The organism is Nostoc sp. (genome assembly GCF_036916975.1).
In the GTDB taxonomy this organism is placed as follows: domain Bacteria; phylum Cyanobacteriota; class Cyanobacteriia; order Cyanobacteriales; family Nostocaceae; genus Nostoc.
Genome location: NZ_JBALFF010000008.1, coordinates 75,754 through 96,572, shown reverse-complemented (window position 1 = coordinate 96,572; position 20,819 = coordinate 75,754). Strand labels below are relative to the sequence as shown.

Genomic DNA, 20,819 nt, shown 5'->3' with positions numbered 1-20,819 from the left:
GCTGGGAACGTCGAAAAGTATATTTTGATGCATTTCTTGATCTTGCTACTATTCATATTTGGATTCAAAGAATTTTATTAGTGGGATAGGTTCATGAAATACTGGCAGCGATCGCGACTCGGTTTCAAAAACAAGCAGCCTTCCAGCAGTGGTACACGAGATGGTTAGAGCAAGGCGAAGGCTCATCCACCTCTGACACCGTAAAATCGAAAAAACCTCAGTCAATCTTTCCTGAATGCCCACAGCTTAAAGAACTCTTCGATTTTATTGAAGCTAACTATCGTCAATCAATTACCTTATGTGATGTAGCCCAAGCGGTTGGTTACTCTTCTGCTTATCTAACAAGCTTGGTACGACACCTAACCGGAAAAACAGTGAATCGTTGGATTGTCGAACGCCGGATAGTAGAAGCACGCTTTTTGCTGCAAGAAACAGACCAGTCAATAGAAGCAATTGCCGAAGCCGTGGGCTATTTAAGCATAGGTCATTTCTTCCGGCAATTTCGTCAATACCAAGAAACAACACCCCAAGCTTGGCGCATGGCACAGCGCATTCAGGTAAACAGCAATCTCAACTGAAATAAAAGTTAAGTAGGTGTGGGCTAATGGCTAATAGCTAATCGTAGTTGGGCTATTAACCCAAGTTTCTAGTTAATATGCATAGGCGATCGCTTATGCACACTTAAACCAATTAGCAATTCGCTTTTTCTTAATAGAGCCTCCGCACCCTTTGTGGGTTAGCAATTACGTTTTGTGTAGGGGTAAAATCCCCGTCACAAAACGTGCCGCTTGTATTACTGGGGACTTAAACCCCCAAACTTTGTTAAACAATAAAATCCCCTCCACTCAGAAAATTAGGAGGGGGTAAGTAGAGCGGTGTAAATAATTAAAAGTTTGTAGTGAGTTAGCGCAGTCTTGGGGGTTTCCCCGATGAACAACTAACAAACCCGTTGGGTAAGCGGCTCCAGCCCTGATTTGAGGGCTAAAGTCCTCACTACAAAAATTTATTGAATAAGTTAAATCTGACATTCCGCACCCTCAACTGTCACAATCCGTTTTTACTGCTTCTTTAAATAAAATAGAGTTAGTTTATATACTTAATTTCCTTGTTTAAACTGCGGTTAAAAGTTTGATTAGTATACTTTATAGCTGAATATCTAGAAAAATTTAAGTGATTATGCTGTATGACACCCCTATGTGCGGAATGTAGGTTAAATATATTGCTTTGAATAATTCAGTACTGAGATTTTTGATTTAATCAAATCTGAGGGTTATTTAACCTCTTTTAACCTGCTCTTAGTTATTAAATCTACTAACTCATGATATTTTATTGTAAACCTCAAATATTGGTATCTATGTTTACAAATAAAATTTACTTTTCTATACCTAATGGAGTATTCCTGTGAGTGGTAACCTTTCTTTGCGAAAGTCATGTCAAGAAAGGTTAACTCGCTTGAGGTAATACCTAGTATTACGTCTTTTAAAAGCGCAACCTTCAACCTGACACCATAAAAATCTTAATTACAGCAACATGACTAAGATGGATCATTAAATTTGCTTGCAAAAATTTGGGATGAGTTGAATTATGACTTTTAGTAAAGATATTTCAGCCCGATGCAACAACGAAGTGACATTACCACTACAAGAGGAACTGCTGTTTACTAAGTTATTAATGGATCGTGCCACAGATGCTGTTTTCTGGGTAGCAAAAGACGCACATTTTTTATATGTAAATGATGCAGCTTGCGACATGGTTGGGTACTCCCGTGAGGAATTACTCATGATGACTATGCAAGATGTAGACGCGGAGTTTTCATCAAAAATTTGGTTAGAATATTGGAAAACTATTAAGGAGAACGGTTCCATCTATTTTGAATCGATACATCAAAGTAAGGTAGCGCTGAGTTTTCCAGTGGAGATCACCGTTACGTATCTAGAATATTATGGTAGAGAGTATGGTTGTATATTTGTCCGCAATATTACCAAACGTCGTCAAGCAGAAATAGCTTTAGTCAGAGCGAATGAAGAACTAGAGTGCAGAGTTGAAAGGCGCACGGCAGAATTAAGAAACACAAATGAGCAATTGTGCTGCGAGATAGTTGAGCGGTGGCGAGTCGAAAGAGAACTCCGCTCGAGCGAAGAACAATTACGAGCCACATTTAATTCTGCTGCTGTGGGCATTGCTCATGTTAGCAGAGATGGGGGTTGGCTGATGGTCAACCAAAAGCTTTGCAATATTATTGGTTATACGCAACTCCCCTTGCGATCGCTAACTTTTGACGATATTATCCACCCTGATGACCAAAATAGCGATCGCGAATATATTCGCCAATTATTAGCTTTAGAAATTCAGACTTACTCAATAGAGAAGCGCCTCATCCACAAAAATGGTTCCCCTGTCTGGACTAATCTCACCATATCACTTGTGTGTGAACCAAACTCTGAGCCAAAATATTTCATTTGCATTGTTGAAGACATTTCTGAGCGCAAGCAGGCGGAGTCAGCCTTGCGAGACAGTGAAGCCCTGTTTCGTACTTTGGCAGAAACTACTAATGCGATCGTTTTCATCCTTCAAAATGCACGAGTTTGTTATGTTAACCCTGTTGTAGAAGCTATTACTGGGTACAAAAGAGAAGAGTTGCTCACTCACTCGCATCTTTACCAAAAGCTAAATCTTAAAGAACCCGATTTGTTAGATGAGCAATGTAGTTCGGAACTTGTACAACATCAAGAACTCAAAATTCTGACTAAAAGCGGCGAAGATCGCTGGCTAGATTGGTCAGAAGGGGTGTTTCAGTTTGAAGGCAAGCCAGCTAAACTCGTCACAGCTATTGATATTACTGCACGCATACAGGCAGAAGTCAAGGTTCGTCAGGCTCTCGAACAAGAAAAAGAACTTGGCGAACTCAAATCACGATTTGTTTGTATGGTTTCTCATGAGTTCCGCAACCCCTTGCACCTAATCTCATTTTCTACCAGCGCACTGAAACGTCAAATAAACCAATCGATTGAGGATAAAAAACTTAACTATCTCAATCGGATTCAAACAGCCGTTGAACATCTCACGAACTTGATGGATGACGTATTAATACTAGGAATATCTGATGCCAGAAAAATAATATTCGAGCCAAGAGCGGTTAATTTAGAGCAATTCTGCGGTCATTTGGTGACACAATTGCAACTAAGTTATGCTACTGACTATACCATCGTTTTTACGAGTCTCGGTCAGTGTTACACAGCCTGTGTAGATGAGAAATTACTCCAGCCAATACTCACAAATCTGCTTGATAATGCGATTAAGTATTCACCAAAAGGTAGCATAGTTAATCTAACACTTTCTTTTCAGGAGGAAGAAGTTATTTTCCAGATTCAAGATCGGGGAATTGGCATTTCGCCTATAGATATTCACCAAGTATTTGAGGCGTTTTATCGTGGCAACAATGTTGGTGACATCCAAGGGACTGGACTGGGACTAGCAGTTGTTAAAAATCTTGTAGAGCTACATTTGGGTAAAATTTCACTGGCGAGTCAAGTTGATGTAGGTAGCACCTTTACAATCAGGATACCACTACGCGAATCTTTGCCTGCCCAGAAATATACTCCTGCGATAATTACTACACAGACTTTTAATCACCAAGCAAAATTAGCATGATACCAAATAACTATAGGAATCCTATTTGATTTTTGAAAAAGAGTACGAGATAATACGGCTGAGTGTATAAGTATAAAAGCAGACTACGACATCCTCACTGACGTTCTACGTCGGTGATTCTTGACAGTTCACAGTAACTCGCAGAGTTACAAGATTTTATTACAGCTTACTCTGATGCTTGTGAGGCAAGGAAAGTTTTGGCGGCGATCGCCTGTTGTAAGTACTGCTTTATTATTGTTCTTTGTTATACTTATAAGCATCTCAATAATATCTCTTAGTTTTTTTCAAAAATCAAATATGATTCCCAATACTACGTAGGTTTGGAAAATTTGTAGGTAGGGTTGAACTTAAGTATTACCCAACAAAGTCTTGAAAATGTTGTGTTTCGTTTCTCAACCCAATCTCCACCAAAGTTATTTTTTAGGCAAAACCTACGCAGTATTGATATGATTCCTATATAGTTATAGTCGAAAAATTTGACAATATTTTAAGACAATTAACTATAAGTTTAAGAAGAATTCAGCTATTCTGAATTCAGGAGTCAGAACCAATCAATCGGGGATTCAGACCCGTGACTACGAAAGTTGACCACCAATTTTCTAATTTGGTAGGGGTGCAAAAACGCCGATTATTCGATTAGAATACCCAACTGAATTCTGTTCGATAAAATTTAAAAATTAATTTTATGCTCAATCCACAAAAGCTACCATTTCTAGAGTCTATTGGTTGGCAGCTAAAAAATGTATATCAAATGAGTGAGAAAGAAATTGTTCAATTGTATCAACGCAATTGGCATCATCAAACTACCTTCAATAATTTAAAACAAGAAGAAAAAGATTTTATTAATTATTTAGCAAAAAAATATAATTCTTGGATATTACAGGATTTTGAAATGTTTCATCTCGCTCATCACAAGAATATACTTAAAATTCTTAATGCTTTCAATCCAGAAGTTTTCAAAAAAGCTTCTGCATACTTTGGCGGTGGTACACTTTTGGCGTTAGAGTATGATGAATACAGGCTTAGTAAAGATATTGATTTTCTCTTCCCTTATGCAACTGAAAATTACAGATATTTAAGAAATTTGATTTACGACGAAGGAATTATAGCATTATTTCAAACTACAACAGATATCGAATTAGGTGACACTACAATAAATCAATATGGTGTTCGTTTCGCTGTTGTAGTTAATGAAACAACTATTAAAGTAGAAATTGTAGCCAATGGGATTTTTACTTTAGACCCTCCTGTTTATCCAAAATGGACAAAAATTCCTTGTCTGAGTATAAGCGATAGATTTACATCAAAACTAATGGCTAATGCTGACCGATGGAACGATTCAAGTACACAATCTAGAGATTTGATTGACTTAGCAATATTGCGTGTAAATAACGAAATACCCGCAAGTGCGATCGCTAAAGCTGAAGAAAGCTACGAAGTAAAAAAGCCATTAGTTAAAGCCATCACTAATTTTACTGAAAAAGAAAGATATAGACATAAATGTTTTCACGAGTTAAACATACCTTCAGAAAAATTTTCAGTAATAATGGATGGAATAAATTCGCTTCTTGTTGACTTTGAATGTATGAAGTGAACTACCCCAACTTACCGAGTACGGTTGAAGTTGGGGCTTCTGTAATCATAGGGGAGTGCCTAAACTTAGACTTTCGCCCAAGAGTAGGACTTACCTCCCCTCCTACAGCAGAGACGGCTGAACCTTCCGCCTTTATCATTCTGATGCCCTCTGCTCTAATGTTCTGCGCGGCGTTCGCGTCCCTGTCATGGTGAGTATTGCAATGAGGACAAGTCCACTCACGGACATCCAACGGCATCTCACCTATTTGATAGAAACAATTAGAGCAAAGTTTTGAACTGGGGAACCATCTATCAATCTCAACTAACTTTCCACCTCTGCGTTCTAGCTTGTAAGCTAAAAAGTTAGTGAATGTTCCCCATCCAACATCAGATATTGATTTCGCCAATTTGTGATTACGAACCATGCCTTTGACATGAAGATTTTCTACTATGACAGCTTGGCTATCGCTGACCAACTTATAACTAAGTTTATGTAGAAAATCCTGCCGCGAATTACTAACTCGCTCGTACAATGCAGCAACAACTCTTCTATATCTATTTCTTGAATTACTCCCTTTTACAAGACGTGCTAATTTCTTTTGCAGCGGCTGATATTAGTCGGAGGTGTTTTCGTCGTCAAGAAAGCTATCCATCCCCGCCCTGTAGAGGGACTCTTAATTCCGCCGAATTCGTTAAAGTAAGGCATCGCAAAACTTCTCGGTCTACTGAGTGTAAGTACTTCACGCCATTTGTCGAGCCATTAATTGGGCAAATAATCCTTCTTGAGAAGCTAATTCCTCAAAACTGCCTTTTTGCATAACTCGACCTGCTTGGAGGACATAGATGCGGTGGGCGTTGCGGATAGTGCTGAGTCGATGGGCGATGACTATCCGAGTTACTTGCATATTATCCAGACTTTCACTGACAATCGCTTGCGTTTTGTTATCTAAAGCACTAGTAGCTTCATCAAATAACAAAATTCGCGGTTTCAATGCCAAAGCACGAGCAATTAAAAGCCGTTGTCGTTGTCCTCCAGAAAGATTGCCACCTCCTTCACTAATAACTGTGTGCATTTGCATTGGCATGGCAGTAACATCGTCAGCAAAACCAGCCATCCGGGCTGCTTCCCAGGCTTCATCAAGTGTGATTTGAGCGCCGCTACCAATGTTGTCAAAGATGGAAGCTGACATAATCCGACCAGTTTGCAAAACAACACCCAACTGCCGACGAACTGCATCAACATCTAACCCAGACAAATCTTGACCATCGTAATAAATAGTGCCATCTTCAGGACTTTCAAATCCCAGCAGCATTCTAAATATAGTAGATTTACCGCTTCCCGAACCACCGACAAGTGCAATAAACTCTCCTGGTTCGGCATCTAAGCTGACATGATCGAGTGTCAAAGGTCCATCGTTGCGGTAGCGAAATGTAATATGATCTATTGCAATCCTACCTAAAAGTCTCCCTGGATCGGCTTTGGTAAGATCGACTTCCGGTATGGTTTCTAGAATTGGCTGGGCCCGTTTCCACTGGGGAATGACTTGTAAAGAGTTCATCACTGTATTGCTGACATCTGTCGCACCTCTAATAAAGGTGCCAAACGCAGAGTTAAAAGCTAAGAAAGTGCCAACACTTAGTCCGATCCCACCTGCAATTTTCGATTCTTCCAGCAACTTGATTGTAAACCAGAACAAGACACCAGAAGTCAGTGTGGGCATGACTGTATTGAAAAGTGCAACCCCGTCTTCAATGTTCTGTGTACTGAGTTCCAATTTGATTTGCCGACTATAATTTTTACTCCAAGAGGCGAAAGCTCGTTCCTCTGCGCCAGCTACACGCAGTTTAGAAATACCATTGATCAACTGCACCGTTTGCCCAAAGATATTTCCTTTGACTTCCAATAGTGGTCGCACTTTGCGGACGAGAATCAGACCGGAAAAGGTGGTGACAGCAAAGGACACTAAAGCTACGGCAACAGCAACAAGTGCCAAATTCCAACTGTAGTAAAATAGAAGTATTAAGTTCAGCAGTGCAAAGAAACTAGTGATCAGAGTGATCAGGGTTGTGCCACTAAGTAGGCGACGAATTGTACTTACTGATGTGACGCGGGAGTGAAGGTCACCTGTTGTATACTGGCGGAAAAAGGATACTGGCAGGTTCAGCAGACGATCCCACACAGCTGCTTGGGTGGATACATCCGAAACCGTTTCTACCCTTAGGAGGGCAAAGCCTTGTGCTAAATCAAACAGCCCTGTTCCCAAGGCAGCAACCAGCAACCCGAATCCAACTTGCAGTAATAATCCTCTGTCACTATCTGGAATCGCGTTGTCAATTAAAATGGCAGTGGCTTGAGGCGTAAGCATCCCTAGTAGTGTAGCGGCAATGCCAGTCAGAAAAATGACAAGCATATTTCCCCAAAGACCCCAAAGTGCAAACTTGAATACATCGACAGCTTTGAGAATTTTATCGGGTAGAGACCGATAAAACATGAAGGCAATCGGAATTAGTGTTAAAGCAATGCCTTCGTCCACACGAACACGGGTTCGTTCAACCGGATCGAAAACTTCGTAGGAAGAACCAGAAACAGGCAACAGCGCCCTTGGTTCGGTGTTCTCTTCGGTGTAGGTAACTAGGGGACCACAGTCCTTGTTCCACCAATCGTCCCGGAGCAAAACCTGCCGCATACGCAGTCGGGAAGCTCGCGCAATTCCTTCTAAGGGATTTTTGACTCGCTTCAGGTCTTCTGACCGAGCAGGAGGACGAATTGTTACACCTAAAGCCCTTCCCACAGCACCAGCCGCAACTAATAGGGGCGCACCTTCCATGAAAAAGTTTGTTTGTTCGGGCATCAAGGGTGATATTAAATCCCCAAGAGCCTGTGCAGTCACTTGACGATTGAGGCGTTCCCGATCGCGCAGTCGTTGCAGTTCTTCTTCAGCTTCTTGAGCAGCAAGAAGCTGAATGTATTGAAGAATCAGAGTATGAAGTTGGGACAATCCGTCTAGTAAGGTATCTGGATTGGGAATTGCACTCGTGGTATGAGTGGCAACTTGAACTTCTTGAACTGCTTGTAACCACATTCCTTCGCTTAAGGGAAAAATTCCCCCTGTCGAATCGAGAGTGAGTTTCTCTAAGCCCATCCACCAAACATTTCCTTGCTGCATTTGTACCCAAGCGATCGCACCTGATTCGGGCTGGATAGTTTCACCGTCGATCAAAGAAAATCGCCCTGGTGCGATCGCTCGAATCCGATCTGCTGGGGGGCTGATGTGAGAGATGCTAGCGTCGATTTGCCCAAGCCAGCCTTCTATCCAAGTCACAATTCTAGGATCGCCTTCAATGACCAACTTCTTGAAGCATTCCCGATCCACTTTCAGCAGTTCCACCTCCCCAATTGGCACCGCCATAAGTAAAAGCCCAAAATCCTCTACAAGAGTCGTTCCAAACAGTGCCTCTTGAGAGTCACTACCAAACAGATAACGACGAGTTCCTTCGATCGCTCCATCTTTGACTGTAACGGCAAACAATGCCACGGAGCCAGACTGAATCACCCAAACTGTATGTGGATCATTCAGTAGTATTGGTTCATTACCATTAACTTGGTACTGTTGTCCGTGTAAGTCTGTGACACTAACTTGGTTGACCATATTTAAACTCCTAGTTTAACCCTCACTGCGGATCAACCGCGAGTACACCCCTTCCGCTTGCCACAATTCTTGGTGGGTACCTCGTTGCGCGACCTTTCCTTGTTCAAGGACAATGATTTCATCACAGTCTCGGATGGTACTTAATCGGTGTGCTACAATCAAGCAGGTAATGCCTCGCCGCCGCAAATTCTGGTCAATAATTTTTTCCGTCTCTCCATCCAAGGCACTCGTAGCTTCATCCATGACGAGGATCGAGGGGTTATTCACCAAGGCGCGGGCTATTTCCAGTCGCTGTCGCTGACCCCCACTTAAATTGGCAGCACCTTCAAGAAGCTCTCCGTCATATCCTCCAGACATGGACAGAACCACATCATCGATCGCTGCATCACGGCAAGCCTGGATCAAGTTTTTATCTTGGACTGTAGTATCCCATAAAGTCAAATTTTCCCGAACAGTGCCGCCGAACAGCAGGATATCCTGCTCTACCATCCCAACAGAGTTAGTCAAAACTTGGTGATGGATCTTAGTTCTTGGTTTACCATCAAAGCGAATTTCTCCCTCCCAAGGTTCATATAGACCGCTGACAAGTTTGGCAATTGTAGACTTCCCCGAACCACTTCCACCGACCAAAGCGACTCGCTCTCCCGGCTTGACCGAGAGGCTAAAGCTTTCAATCAAGGGTGCATCCAAACGACTGTAGCCAAATGTGATGTTTTCCAGATCGACATATCCTTGTAAACGAGGAGTCAAGTAAGATAAAGGAGAATTTTCTCCCTCATCTCTCTCATCTCTCTCATCTCTCTCATCTCCCTCATCTCCCTCATCTCCCTCTCCCCCCCTCCTCTCTACTTGTGAATCTACGGCATTGTCCAGCACATCATCAAGACGAATCAAATTGCCTTCCATTTCTTGGAGGGTACTGCCGAAGTTAACGAGATTGTTGACAGGTAGGAGAAAGCTTTGCATCAATCCTTGAAAGGCTACAAGCATACCGATGCTGAGATGTCCATCCATCACCCGTAAACCGCCTACTATCAGTAAAGCCATAGATGAGAGCGAAGATAAAAGCGTCGGTAATACGGAGAAAGTCTGGTTTGTCACCCCCAATTCCTGCTGAGAGTTGATTGCTTTGGCGTAGTAACCCGACCACCGAGAAAAGAAATCCGACTCCAACCCAGATGCCTTCAATGTTTCTATACTTTGAAGGGCAGAAATCGATGCTCCGGCAGCTTTGCCATACTCTTGAATCAATCTTTGGTTAGCATCTACGCGCTGACGGGAGATCAACTGTAAGGTTAAGACATTCACCCCAGCAAAGCTAACAACAACCAAAGTTAGTACCGTATCATATTGGAGCATCACAAGCGCGTAAAAAATTACCATCACCGCATCAATGACTGTTGTCGCCAACTTCCCGGAAAGAACATCAGCCACTTGGTCATTAAGACTGGTACGGTTACTAATTTCTCCGGCAAACCTCTGGGCATAAAAACCAACAGGTAGGCGCAAAATGTGCCACAGAAAGCGGCTGGACATTCCTACTGCCAACTTAACCTTCAATCGACGCAGATATCGCAACCTCAGCAGCGTTAGTAGTGCTTGGAGTCCCATGACGATCGCCATTCCCAGAAGCAAAGGACGCAGCCAGTCCTGCCGTCCCTGAACCAGAATTTCGTCTACAAACACTTGGCTAAACACTGGTATTGCCAGTCCGGCAAGGGTCAAGAAGAATCCTGCCACCACACAGTAGATCAGCGCACCAGTAGCACCCTGTAGCCGTGACCACAATGATACAAGCAAGCTGGGTTTACGACCCCCTTCTTGGAATTGAGGCCCAGGTTCCATCACCAACACCACTCCCGTATATCCCTCGTCAAATTCCTGTTGGGATACCTTTCGCGGCCCTGTGCCTGGGTCGTTGAGATAGACCCAATTGTTTTGAAATCCCTCCATAACTAGGAAGTGGTTAAAGTTCCAGAACACAATATAGGGAGGGGACAAATCTTGAAGTTCATCAAGTTCTTTTTTTAAGCCTTTTGCCTCAAGTCCATAGTTTCTGGCAGCTTTGAGCAAGTTAGAAGCCTTGCTGCCATCGCGGGACACTCCACACTCTTTTCGGAGTTCTGGTAACGGTATAATTTTATTATAGAAACCTAGCATAATTCCTAAAGCAGCAGCCCCACATTCTACTGCTTCCATTTGCAAAACAGTAGGCGTTTTTAGCCGCTTACCTTTGCTTTGGAGGAGATTTTTCAGATATTCTCCAGGACGAAGCTGTTTTAAAAAAAGAGTATTAATAAATGCCACTTATTGACCTCAAAATCGGGAAAATATACGTGATAGGAGCTCGTTCTTCTATCTTGACTCGAACATCTGTTGTTGTTCCTGAAGAGATTTTCAGGCGCGGTCCGGTGGAAGAAGACCACTTGTAGCCACTGAAAGTTTTAGGATCTAACTGCATATCTGCAAAGACTTGAAGCAAACCCGCTTGGTTAGTAGATACCAAACCTTGGACTATCTCTGGATTTCCAATCACATTAGCGACTGCTTCTTTGCTAATTGGAAATGCTGAAATAGTTGTCGCAGTGCCGACAATACCGCCAAAGCGTTCCCGTTTCGCTGTTTGAGGTGTAATTTGGAGTTCCATACCCGGTTTAATTTTCTTACCATCGCCAACGGAAAAAAAGGTGACGCTAGTTAACCTGCTGGATGAATCTTCTGCGGCGATACTTGCAATCCGAGTGCCTGAGTTGACGACTTGTCCGGGAGTAAGAGTGATTTCTAAAATGCGACCGTTATGTTTGCTGATAATCTGGCTGTTATCTTTCAATTCAAATTCCAGTTTAGCGATCGTCCGCGTAACATCCTGAATCTGGTTTTTTCGGTTGGTGGAAGATTCTTCATCTTGTTGAGCTTGAGTAGCTTTTTTACTGTTAAGCTGTTGCAACTGGGCTTGGAGGTCTTTCATTGAATTCACTTCCTCTAAGTATTGCCGTTGTGCATCTGCTTCCTTGATATCAGCTTGTCTGATCTGAGATTTAGCGTCATCTAGATTGGCAATGTTATTTAGGTAGTCTTGCCGCGCCTGTAGTACCGTATCATCTGAAACCGCTCCCACTTTAAACAGGCTCTGGCGGTTATCCAATCTCTGTTTGTAGGTGGGAAGTAGTACCTGCAATGTTTGCAAGCGTCGCTGAAGGTTCTGGCGATTGAGTTGGAGCGCCACAAGCGCTTTCTCCTTAATCACAGGCGTCAAAGACTGGGTAATCTTTAAGCTTTGCTCAAGAGTTAGGTGTTGTTTGTCGATGGACTTGTTCTCTTGGTCGCTGCTCTGAGATTGGAGCAAGGAAATAGACCGATCCTGTACTTGTAATTGTATTAGTTTATCGCGTTGCTGCTGTAGTTCCTTGTTGAGTTGAGCTTGGTTAATTGTGCCTAACACCTGCCCCTGCGTGACAACATCGCCCACCTTTACATTCAAAGATAGTAACTGCCCAGAGCCTGTTGATTGAAGTGGCACAACTTGGTAAGGGTAAATCACTACCCCTTGACCTGCGACTGTAATCGGAATGCGTCCAAAAATACTCCAAATTACGGCTGCGACTACTAAAGAACCCAATGTTGTCAAAGGTAACCAACTCTTCAGATTCACCACCTGCATGAGTTGGTCTAGTCTTTCAGGAGAAGATAAACGCTCCAGAGACTCTTTTCGGAATAGGCTTTGCTTTTGTTCAACCATTTATACTCACGTTAAATTTATGAATTTAAGTAGGTAGCCAGAAATCAGCTGTAGTCCATAAAATTGCATATTGACTTATAAAATTTGTCCTTTGCGAGTCATCAGTTTTTGGGAAACATCAAGGACTCTTGACAAAGGATTATGCAATTTTTACGCGCATTAGCTTAAACCGAAAATGAGGGCGATCGCTCACTGGGCGTTATACATTTAATTTGACTTACCTACTTAACTTAATAACTAAGAAATAATATATTTCCTGATTCGCTAGCAATGCACAATCTTTTGCCACGACTCGCAATTTTTGGGGTTTTATTTCGTAGACTGGGGGAATGTCTCAAGTTGTTGATGATTCTGGAAGTGCAATTTTTAAACAGCAAGCTACATTATTTAGGGGTAGCAAAATTTTGCCCCCAGACAGCTTCAAGTCAAAACTCATTTTCTTGTTTCCATTTTCCACTTCTACAAGTGCAGGCAGACTCTCGAAGCCTGAGGTAGAATTATCTCTATATGCCCATACTTTCAGTTCCTTTACGCGTTTGGTTGATAGTTGAAAGACTGCATAGCGTAGCAATGAGGGTGATGGGACTTCACCAGTGGCAGCTTGATAGTGTTGTTCGCCATCAGCATATCCCAGACAGACGTCTGCTTTTTTAGGTTTGCCACCAGCAATGATCCTAAAAACGGTTCGCCCTCTTTCTTGCGGATTTTCTCTGAGTTCGATGACTAAACGTGTAGCAAATGCTCCACCATAAACCATGATCGCGGTTGCGACTAGTGATAACAAAGCAACGCTCAAAGCCCCAATCCGTGCCACAGGATTTTTCCAAACGAACAGACCGTGGAGGAGTAGGTTGCCTAGAAATAAGCTGTATAAGGCAGTAATGAACCACGGATGGTTCAGGAACTGAAATACTACATCAGGTATCAACTCACCCTTGCGGCGACTAGAAATCAACAAGAGAACGGGAAAAATACCACCTACAAGGGAGTTGCCAAGCACACCAGCAAAGCCGAGGACGTTGGTAAATGATTCCGTACCAGTAAAGAAAAGCCATTCACTTAGTAGCAAAACAAGTACTAATGGGCTAATGGACAAGAAGAAGTGACGCTGTAACTTTAAATCTGCCCAAATCCGTTTTATGTAGGCGCGAAACCTTGAGTAAAGAGACATCGTTGGCGAACTCTCAAGGGAGGCTTTGTCTGCATTCGTTTTTGCCTGCAAAACTCCTTCATAGGTAAGAATCATTGGTGAGATCACTTGTAGGCACACACGATCTCGATCAGCCGATTTTACCTCTAACTTTAATTGAATACCGGATTGATCTAGGTCTGGGAATTGAGGAAGTAACTCCTTAATTTCCCAACGTTCAATCACCGCGATCTCTTTGCGAACGATATTGCCACCCGATTGAATATCCAGGCTAAATCTTGGCTGACTTTCTTCGATTCCTAAATAGGTTATCCCAATATAAGTAACATGACTGGAATTGCCACGCGGGCGTAAGAGCAATTTTCCCTGTTTGCAAGGCAGTGAAACAATTGGTTGAGTTTTGGGGGGAAACCATTCTTTCGCTAGGTTGATCAAAAGACTTGAACTGCGAATCCAAGCCATTCCCAGGAGGAGGGTGACTAAGACTAGCCCCAAAACTTTAACAATCGGACCGACCTGTTTTGCCAAGGGATCTAGGACTGTGCCGGATTGAGCAGCCAGGACTTGCGGCGCGATCGCCCCATTAATTGCCAATACCCAAATACAAAACAAAATTGTTAAAAAACCAGTTCCCGCCACACTCCCCCAAATTAGAGAAGAAGCACTGGCATCTCTAGGGAGTACAAGCTTGCCACATTCGCCTACATATACATGCCCGAAGTAAAGCATGAGGCTGACTCCAAGGACCTGCTGTAGCATCTCGGGTTTGAAGGTCTGTTGGTTGAAGAAAGGCAAGTTTACATATAATAAATTGTGCAGTTCAATGTGAGGCAAGGCGAGAAACGAGAGTAACAGAATCAGGCTAACGTTAATTGCTGCTAACAGTACCAAGACAGCAACAGTAAAGTTGAGTGATTTTTGGGACAGTAAATACAACCCCACAAAAAAAAGTAACACTGCACATGCTGACGCTGGGATATGCGTAAAGTTAGCCAGTGTAGAAGACAAGCCGATGTAACAAGCTAGGGCGATCAAAAAAACACGGATACCCACAGCTAGTGAAAAGATCGACGAACCTGCATCTCCCAAGTAGTTAGTTGCTAATTGTTTGACAAAGGTATTGCCATAACGGAAGTCACCACTGCGACCAATAGCTTCAGCCATGCAAGCCATAGTCAGTATATTTACGATTCCCAGCAATATCAGGAATACAATAGTAGGTAGTGGTCCCACCTCAGTTGCTGCAATGGGTAAAGCCAAGAAAGCTTGAGGAAGACCGAGAGCAACAGTCACTAATGAGGCAAGCCAAAAGGGTGGTATAGATTCCAGATGTTGCTCAAAGGCTGTTACAGTCCACTTCAGCTTTTCATTCCAAGACAGTCTAGAGGCAAAGATTGTCTCTATTGGTTTTTTGTACAAGAGGTAGTAAGCCTGTTGTACTGCTTCCTCATTTAAACCCAATACTACTTGGATACTAGGTATAGTTTGATAGGTAAATTGATACTTCTGACCCAGAGCATGGATAAGAGCAGCTTTTAGTCTTGGGGTTTCTGGTACGAGGATTTGCCAATGAGTTGCGTAGCGTTCTAAGTGCTGAATTGTCAGGCGAAATCGCGGTAGCTGTCGTAGAGCAAAAGCATTAAAAAAAGCTAGTTCGCGCTCATTGGCAGCTTCCTCGGTCAGGGAAAACTCCACGCGCGATCGCATTGCTATTTGCACCGTTCGGCTCTCAATAAGAAACAGTAAGGTCTTGGCTTTTTTGGCAGGTAGACCAGCCCATACATCATCGAGCGAGATTATTTCATCAGATAACATATTCAAACACTGTTTTAGGGACTTCCAAATAAAAAAATGTTCCAAAACTGACGCAAAAACTCTCTCTATTTCTTCTCTCTGCGTCGCGCCAGTTGCTTCAAGTCTCTTAACCCGCAAGGGCGCACTGGCTTCTCTGTGTCTGGAGTGGTTCGTTTATTGGAATAATTTATTTCTTGTCAGTCCCTTAGCTTTCTCTAAGGCGGCTCAACATCCAATCAAATTTTGTTCCAGCCAATGTCATTCGATCCAAAGCACTTGAATCAAGTTCTTCCTCATACTGAACATTTTCATCGAGTGGTTGACCTTTGCTATAAACACGTCTGCCATAACCAAGCCGACCAAACATTCCCTGCAATCGATGGGAAAGTAGAATCGCAATGACTCGATAAAAGCGAGAAGCAAAGCCGATATCCTGTTGTAATTTTGCTGCTAATTTTTGTCGCTGAATTGACAACACCAGCGAGTCTTCAATCGCCCTGACAGTTGCAGCAGGTAAACGGGCATCAATAAATGATGTTTCTCCGACAATTTCTCCCTTTGACAATCTGCCGATCTCTCGACCTGTTGTCTCACCGCCCTCTATAACTGCAAAAGCCCGAGTTAAGGGATTACGCTGATCGTCAGAAACAGTAATTGACATTGTGCCATTTAGTAAAATATGCAACGCATCCACAGGACTTCCTTCACGGATGAGGACTGTGTTTGCAGCAATTTTTTGGCGACGACCTGTAGCAATCATCCAATCAATGTCACTATCATTTAATTCCCCCAACACAAACAGCATATCTCTGAGTGTCTGACCGCGAGATAGTTTGCTACGCCCAAGCTGACTAATTTTATCAGAAAGCAGAATGGCGATCGCTCGATAAAAGCGGGAAGCAAAACTGACATCCTGCTGTAATTTTGCTGTTAATTCCTGCTGGGGAAGTGATATCAGAGTAGACTTTTCCGCAGCCCTAACAGTGGTACCAATTGAGCGTAATTGGACAAACGGGATTTCTCCTACGATCTCACCGCTTGACAACCTAGTAATTTCTCGGTCTTTTACTTCGTCACCCTCTAGGGCTGCAAAAGCCCGATCTAGATGATTGTTTCCAGATTGGGAAGCTGTAATTACGAAACTCCCATCTAATATAAGATTCAGGCTATCAAGGATTTTTCCTTCCTGGATTAGCACAGTCCCAGCAGCTATCTCTTGCCGGCTACCTGTAGCAGTTATCCAATCGATGTCGCTATTATTTAACTCTTTTAATAAAACTTCTGTCATATCTAAATTTCCTCCAGTAATTATAAATAAATATTGTTTGCTAATTACTAACTGCTATAGTTCGCAATTGGTCTATGGTCGTTAGGAGGAGAGAGTTTGCCTCTTGAGAAGCTAACTCTTCTAATGTCAAATAAGTTAAAGCCATTAATATCAGGGGTTGAGCATTGAGGGTTCTTAACTCGTTTGCATACTTGGCATCAAAGGACTCTAAATTTTCGGCAGCAGCTTTCACTAATGCCTGTAAAATCTTAAAGGCAACATCTGAAAGTTGTGGTTGACCACGATAATTTTGCAGCCGCCCTCCTTCTCGGTAATTTGGATACGACTCTAACCCCACAAAGCGCAAGAACCAGTCAGCCCGATAGTATCCTATAGCCGCTACAATCCCCCTGTAATCGGCAATTAGTTCGTCAAGCAAATTGTTACGCATTGAGTCAAACAAACGACAGGTGAAGTAGTGGGTACATTCATGTTCGAGCCGAATTGTCAGCGATAAATGCCGCCATTCCCCTTCTTTGAGTCCTATATCCTCGGCGGGAACATCACTATAGGGGCCGTCACTTAAAATAATAAACCGATCCTGATAAAGCTCCTTTTGCGGGACAATTCGCTGAAATTCTTCTGTCCAACTCGCTTCGGAGCAATTATCAGAATTCTGTTCCCATTGTTGTCGATAGGAGCGAATCCGATCCCAATTATTGAAACCAGCGATCGCACAGGCTCCCATCGAATTAGGGACTGACTTGGGTTCATTCCGCATTGTCAGCGCTTGAATCAGAGAAACAAAATCTTCCCGATTGTTGGTAAGTAAAACAGGGATGGCTCCTGCCAAACTTTGATGGATGATCAACTGGAGTTTTTCCGGTTGCTTCAAAATCAAACCAGTCGCCTCAGACATCCCATCCACAGAAATACCTTGACGAGTGGCGAGGCGGTACGCTTCAGTATGGCTGATGCCTTCGACTATGGGAAACTGTAACTGTACTAGTCGCTGTTTTAGTACATCAAAAGCTCCTACAACTTTAGCTTGAGTAGCGTACTCCTCCCAAGTACTCACATACATTTCCGGTGGTAGTGGGAACTTCACAGGGAGTTTTAAACAGCTGCGATCGAAGACATTTTGATTGTACGCCAGCAGTTCCTCTGTTTCTAAGGCACTAGCACGATATGAGGCAAGGACACTCTCCCGAAGTTTCTGTTGATTCATAAAGCGCTTCATACTTCCAATGAGTAAATTATTTTGCTCAATTCTGACGCAAAATTTGTTGGGTGATTTCTTTCACTGTGTGGCTGAAGGGATGATCGGAGTAGCGGAGGCAGAAAATATCACTACTTGCTAGCTGAACTACGTCTTCCGAAAGAGCCAGAATGCCAGCTACGGGAGTGTTATACGTCGTCTCCATTTGTAGACGCAAGCTATCGAAATCAAAAGCTGGTAAGACTTTATTAACCACAAGCAACATATTAGACACTTCTAACTTTTTTGCCAATTCTACCGTGACAGCCGTTCCTTGGAAGTCTTGGCGGTCTGGACGTAGGATAATGACTAAAACATCAGAAATTGCAATGGAAAGTAAAGTTTCTTCATTAAGACCGGGATGAGTGTCAATCAACAGGTAGTCCAAGTTCAGGGAGCGAATAATATCCTCAAAACCATCGTTAAGTCGTCCGACATCATATCCCTCACGCAAGATTCGAGAAATTTCACTAGCCTTGATGCTTGAGGGAACAAGGTAGAGCCTGTCATTTATCACACTCGTCTCGTTTTCCGTTTTGAGAACATGACTGACATCATAGGCAGTATCTTTAATACTACAGCGACCCCATAAGTAGTCGTTGAGAGAGTGGGTCATTTTTTCTTCATCTAGACCAAAAAGAACATGAATCCCTGGTGACTGGATATCAGTGTCAACAATACCTACACGTTGACCTTGGAGGGCAATAGTCGCACCTATGTTAGCAGTCAAATTTGATTTGCCAGTTCCACCACGGAACGAGTGAACAGAAACAATTTGTGACATAATGCAATATCTCCAAGGATAAAATAGTGTTATAAATTTAGGAGATCGAAGACACTCCTTTTTCTACTTACTCAGTCTTTATATTTCGATCTTTAAGTTTCTGTGCCTTTACCTGCAACTGCTGGAAGTAATCAGTTTCAGTTTCAGTTTCACTAACTTGTTGCGATCGCTCTTTCAGCTTTCGGGCTTTTTTCTGGATTTGTTGGAAATAATCTGTCTGAGTAATTTCAGCGACATGACGGGCTTTTTTGACTTCATCAATCTCGATGTGCAGTTCCATCACTTGCTGTTTCAATTTCTGCTCTCGTTGCTTGACATCTTCAGCCATCTGGAGAAAAACGCGCACCAATTGAGCGATGTCATCAGTTCCCCCAGCCGCCTGAGCTAACTCTTGAGGATCAAAATCGTTTTGCTCAAAGATAGCTTGGGCTGCGTTGGTAAGAGCATGAATTGGTTTGGCAATGCTTCGTGCTAAAAGCAACGCGATGATTGTGACGATCGCTCCCACTGCTAGTAAGTTGCGGCTGTTATCCCAGATCAGGTTATTTAAGGGAGCAGTAAACTGTTCAATTGGTTTATTCACCCCCAAAACCCAAGGTTCCTGTTCTAGGGGAGCAAAGCCAAGTATCTGGCGCGTCTGCTCGTGTGGCAGATAATAGCTGGTATGACCTGATTCTTTAGCTCCCACCATGCTTTTTGCTAACTCTGGAATATCCAAACTTTGAATTTGTTTGAGACCATAGCGGCGATCGCTGGCAATTGCTCTAAGTTTATCTGGGGGCAAACGGGTTAGGCTATGGTAGAGAAGAGATTTATCAAAGTGACTGATAATCACTCCGTTCTCATCAATCAAGAAAGCGTAGCTTTGAGAGCCAGCCTGGAGCTTATTCACAATCGCCCAGATGTCCTCTCCCTTGATTTTTAAAATTGCGACTCCTATAATATCGCCGTTTTCAGACCGCACGGGGTTGGAGAAATAAATACCTGGTCGTCCGCTAGTTGCACCAAGGAGAATGCTAGAAACGTTAGAACGTCCCAAGAGTGCCTTTTGAAAATATTCACGAAAGGCGTAGTTTTGACCAATAAATGTTGGATCGGTGGCACCCTGGCATTGTCCGTTTTTGTCTACAATGTAAACCACATCGTAGTCTGGGTTAGAACGAAAGATATTATCTAGCGATCGCTCCATTGAGCCGCGTAAATCTATTTGTTTCTCAGGTACAGAAGCAAGGAAACGGATGACATCCTTATCAGTGCTGACTTGCACTGCAACCCGTTGGATATCTAAGAGTAGCTGGTCAAGACGACTAGCGTTACTGGTGGCTAATAGTTCTAGTTTTCGGTACTCGCTGTCCGTTGCACTGTTGAGATTCTGTTGGAGATTATTATAGCTGGTGAGGCTCATCGGTATCAGAGCAACTGAGAGCAGTGCTACCGAGAGTTTAGTCTTGATCGACCAACCTGGTGGGTAAAAGAAGCGATGCAATTGCTTGATTGAGTTGGTTGATGGCTTTAAACCAGACCAAATTCTCTGGGGTAATTGGTAGTTGAACCATACTTGCTCCTGAGCAATAGTTCCTACCCCTCCAGCGATCGCCTCTAACTGTGCATCACTAAGTTTACTATCATCCGCTCTAGAAATTTCAGCCAAGGTGAGTTCCCATTCTTGGCTTGTAAAACTGTAGCCAGCAGCTTGTATAATCTTTAAGCGTTGGTTATTACTCGCAGCATCTCGGAGTTGCTTTTGGAAAGGTTCATCGGTGGCGACTCTTTCATAAAAGGCTTTTGCGCTTTCAACAGACATACATTTTCGCGCTTCCTATTAATAGATTGCCTCATTACCATAAAGTATTCCAACAAAACCTTAAGTTTGTAAGTTTCATTAACTGAACTTTAGAGGCGGTAAAAATAGAAGTAATGATTGTTAACACTTGACTATTAACGGTTAATA

Annotated in this window: 11 protein-coding genes and 1 pseudogene; 3 read left to right on the top strand and 9 right to left on the bottom strand. The window is 42.9% G+C overall.

Annotation, left to right across the window (positions count from 1 at the left end; all coding sequences use genetic code 11):
- Window positions 1-98: 98 nt before the first annotated feature.
- From V7K73_RS01700 to V7K73_RS01690, 3 genes are all read left to right on the top strand, one after another.
- Entirely contained in the window at window positions 99-578 is a 480-nt protein-coding gene (locus V7K73_RS01700) for a helix-turn-helix domain-containing protein (protein WP_334876560.1), read from the top strand.
- A 1,006-nt stretch (window positions 579-1,584) separates the two neighbouring features.
- Window positions 1,585-3,651, top strand: coding sequence for a PAS domain-containing sensor histidine kinase (locus tag V7K73_RS01695; RefSeq protein ID WP_334876554.1), 2,067 nt, complete (start codon window positions 1,585-1,587; stop codon window positions 3,649-3,651).
- Between the two features lie 685 nt (window positions 3,652-4,336).
- A complete protein-coding gene (locus tag V7K73_RS01690; protein WP_334876552.1) occupies window positions 4,337-5,245 on the top strand; it encodes a nucleotidyl transferase AbiEii/AbiGii toxin family protein in 909 nt (302 codons plus the stop codon).
- A 1-nt stretch (window position 5,246) separates the two neighbouring features.
- Here the strand turns inward: V7K73_RS01690 and V7K73_RS01685 are convergent.
- From V7K73_RS01685 to V7K73_RS01645, 9 genes and pseudogenes are all read right to left on the bottom strand, one after another.
- Window positions 5,247-5,828 (bottom strand): annotated as a pseudogene (locus tag V7K73_RS01685) (RNA-guided endonuclease InsQ/TnpB family protein); the annotation flags it as partial.
- Window positions 5,829-5,966: 138 nt separating this feature from the next.
- Window positions 5,967-8,876: an NHLP bacteriocin export ABC transporter permease/ATPase subunit gene (locus V7K73_RS01680; RefSeq protein ID WP_334876550.1), complete on the bottom strand. Its 2,910-nt coding sequence runs from the start codon at window positions 8,874-8,876 to the stop codon at window positions 5,967-5,969.
- 15 nt (window positions 8,877-8,891) lie between these two features.
- Entirely contained in the window at window positions 8,892-11,075 is a 2,184-nt protein-coding gene (locus V7K73_RS01675) for an NHLP family bacteriocin export ABC transporter peptidase/permease/ATPase subunit (RefSeq protein WP_442936721.1), read from the bottom strand.
- 94 nt (window positions 11,076-11,169) lie between these two features.
- A complete protein-coding gene (locus V7K73_RS01670; protein WP_334876548.1) occupies window positions 11,170-12,615 on the bottom strand; it encodes an NHLP bacteriocin system secretion protein in 1,446 nt (481 codons plus the stop codon).
- A gap of 334 nt (window positions 12,616-12,949) precedes the next feature.
- A complete protein-coding gene (locus V7K73_RS01665; RefSeq protein ID WP_334876546.1) occupies window positions 12,950-15,580 on the bottom strand; it encodes a hypothetical protein in 2,631 nt (876 codons plus the stop codon).
- Between the two features lie 184 nt (window positions 15,581-15,764).
- Window positions 15,765-16,847, bottom strand: a complete 1,083-nt coding sequence (locus V7K73_RS01660; protein ID WP_334876544.1) for a cyclic nucleotide-binding domain-containing protein — start codon at window positions 16,845-16,847, stop codon at window positions 15,765-15,767.
- 40 nt (window positions 16,848-16,887) lie between these two features.
- Window positions 16,888-18,054: a DUF7005 family protein gene (locus V7K73_RS01655; RefSeq protein ID WP_334876542.1), complete on the bottom strand. Its 1,167-nt coding sequence runs from the start codon at window positions 18,052-18,054 to the stop codon at window positions 16,888-16,890.
- 37 nt (window positions 18,055-18,091) lie between these two features.
- A complete protein-coding gene (locus V7K73_RS01650; RefSeq protein WP_334876540.1) occupies window positions 18,092-18,868 on the bottom strand; it encodes a MinD/ParA family ATP-binding protein in 777 nt (258 codons plus the stop codon).
- Window positions 18,869-18,935: 67 nt separating this feature from the next.
- The gene (locus V7K73_RS01645) at window positions 18,936-20,672 is read right to left on the bottom strand and encodes a Nif11-like leader peptide family RiPP precursor (protein ID WP_334876538.1); all 1,737 of its coding nucleotides are present in this window, start codon (window positions 20,670-20,672) and stop codon (window positions 18,936-18,938) included.
- Window positions 20,673-20,819: the final 147 nt, after the last annotated feature.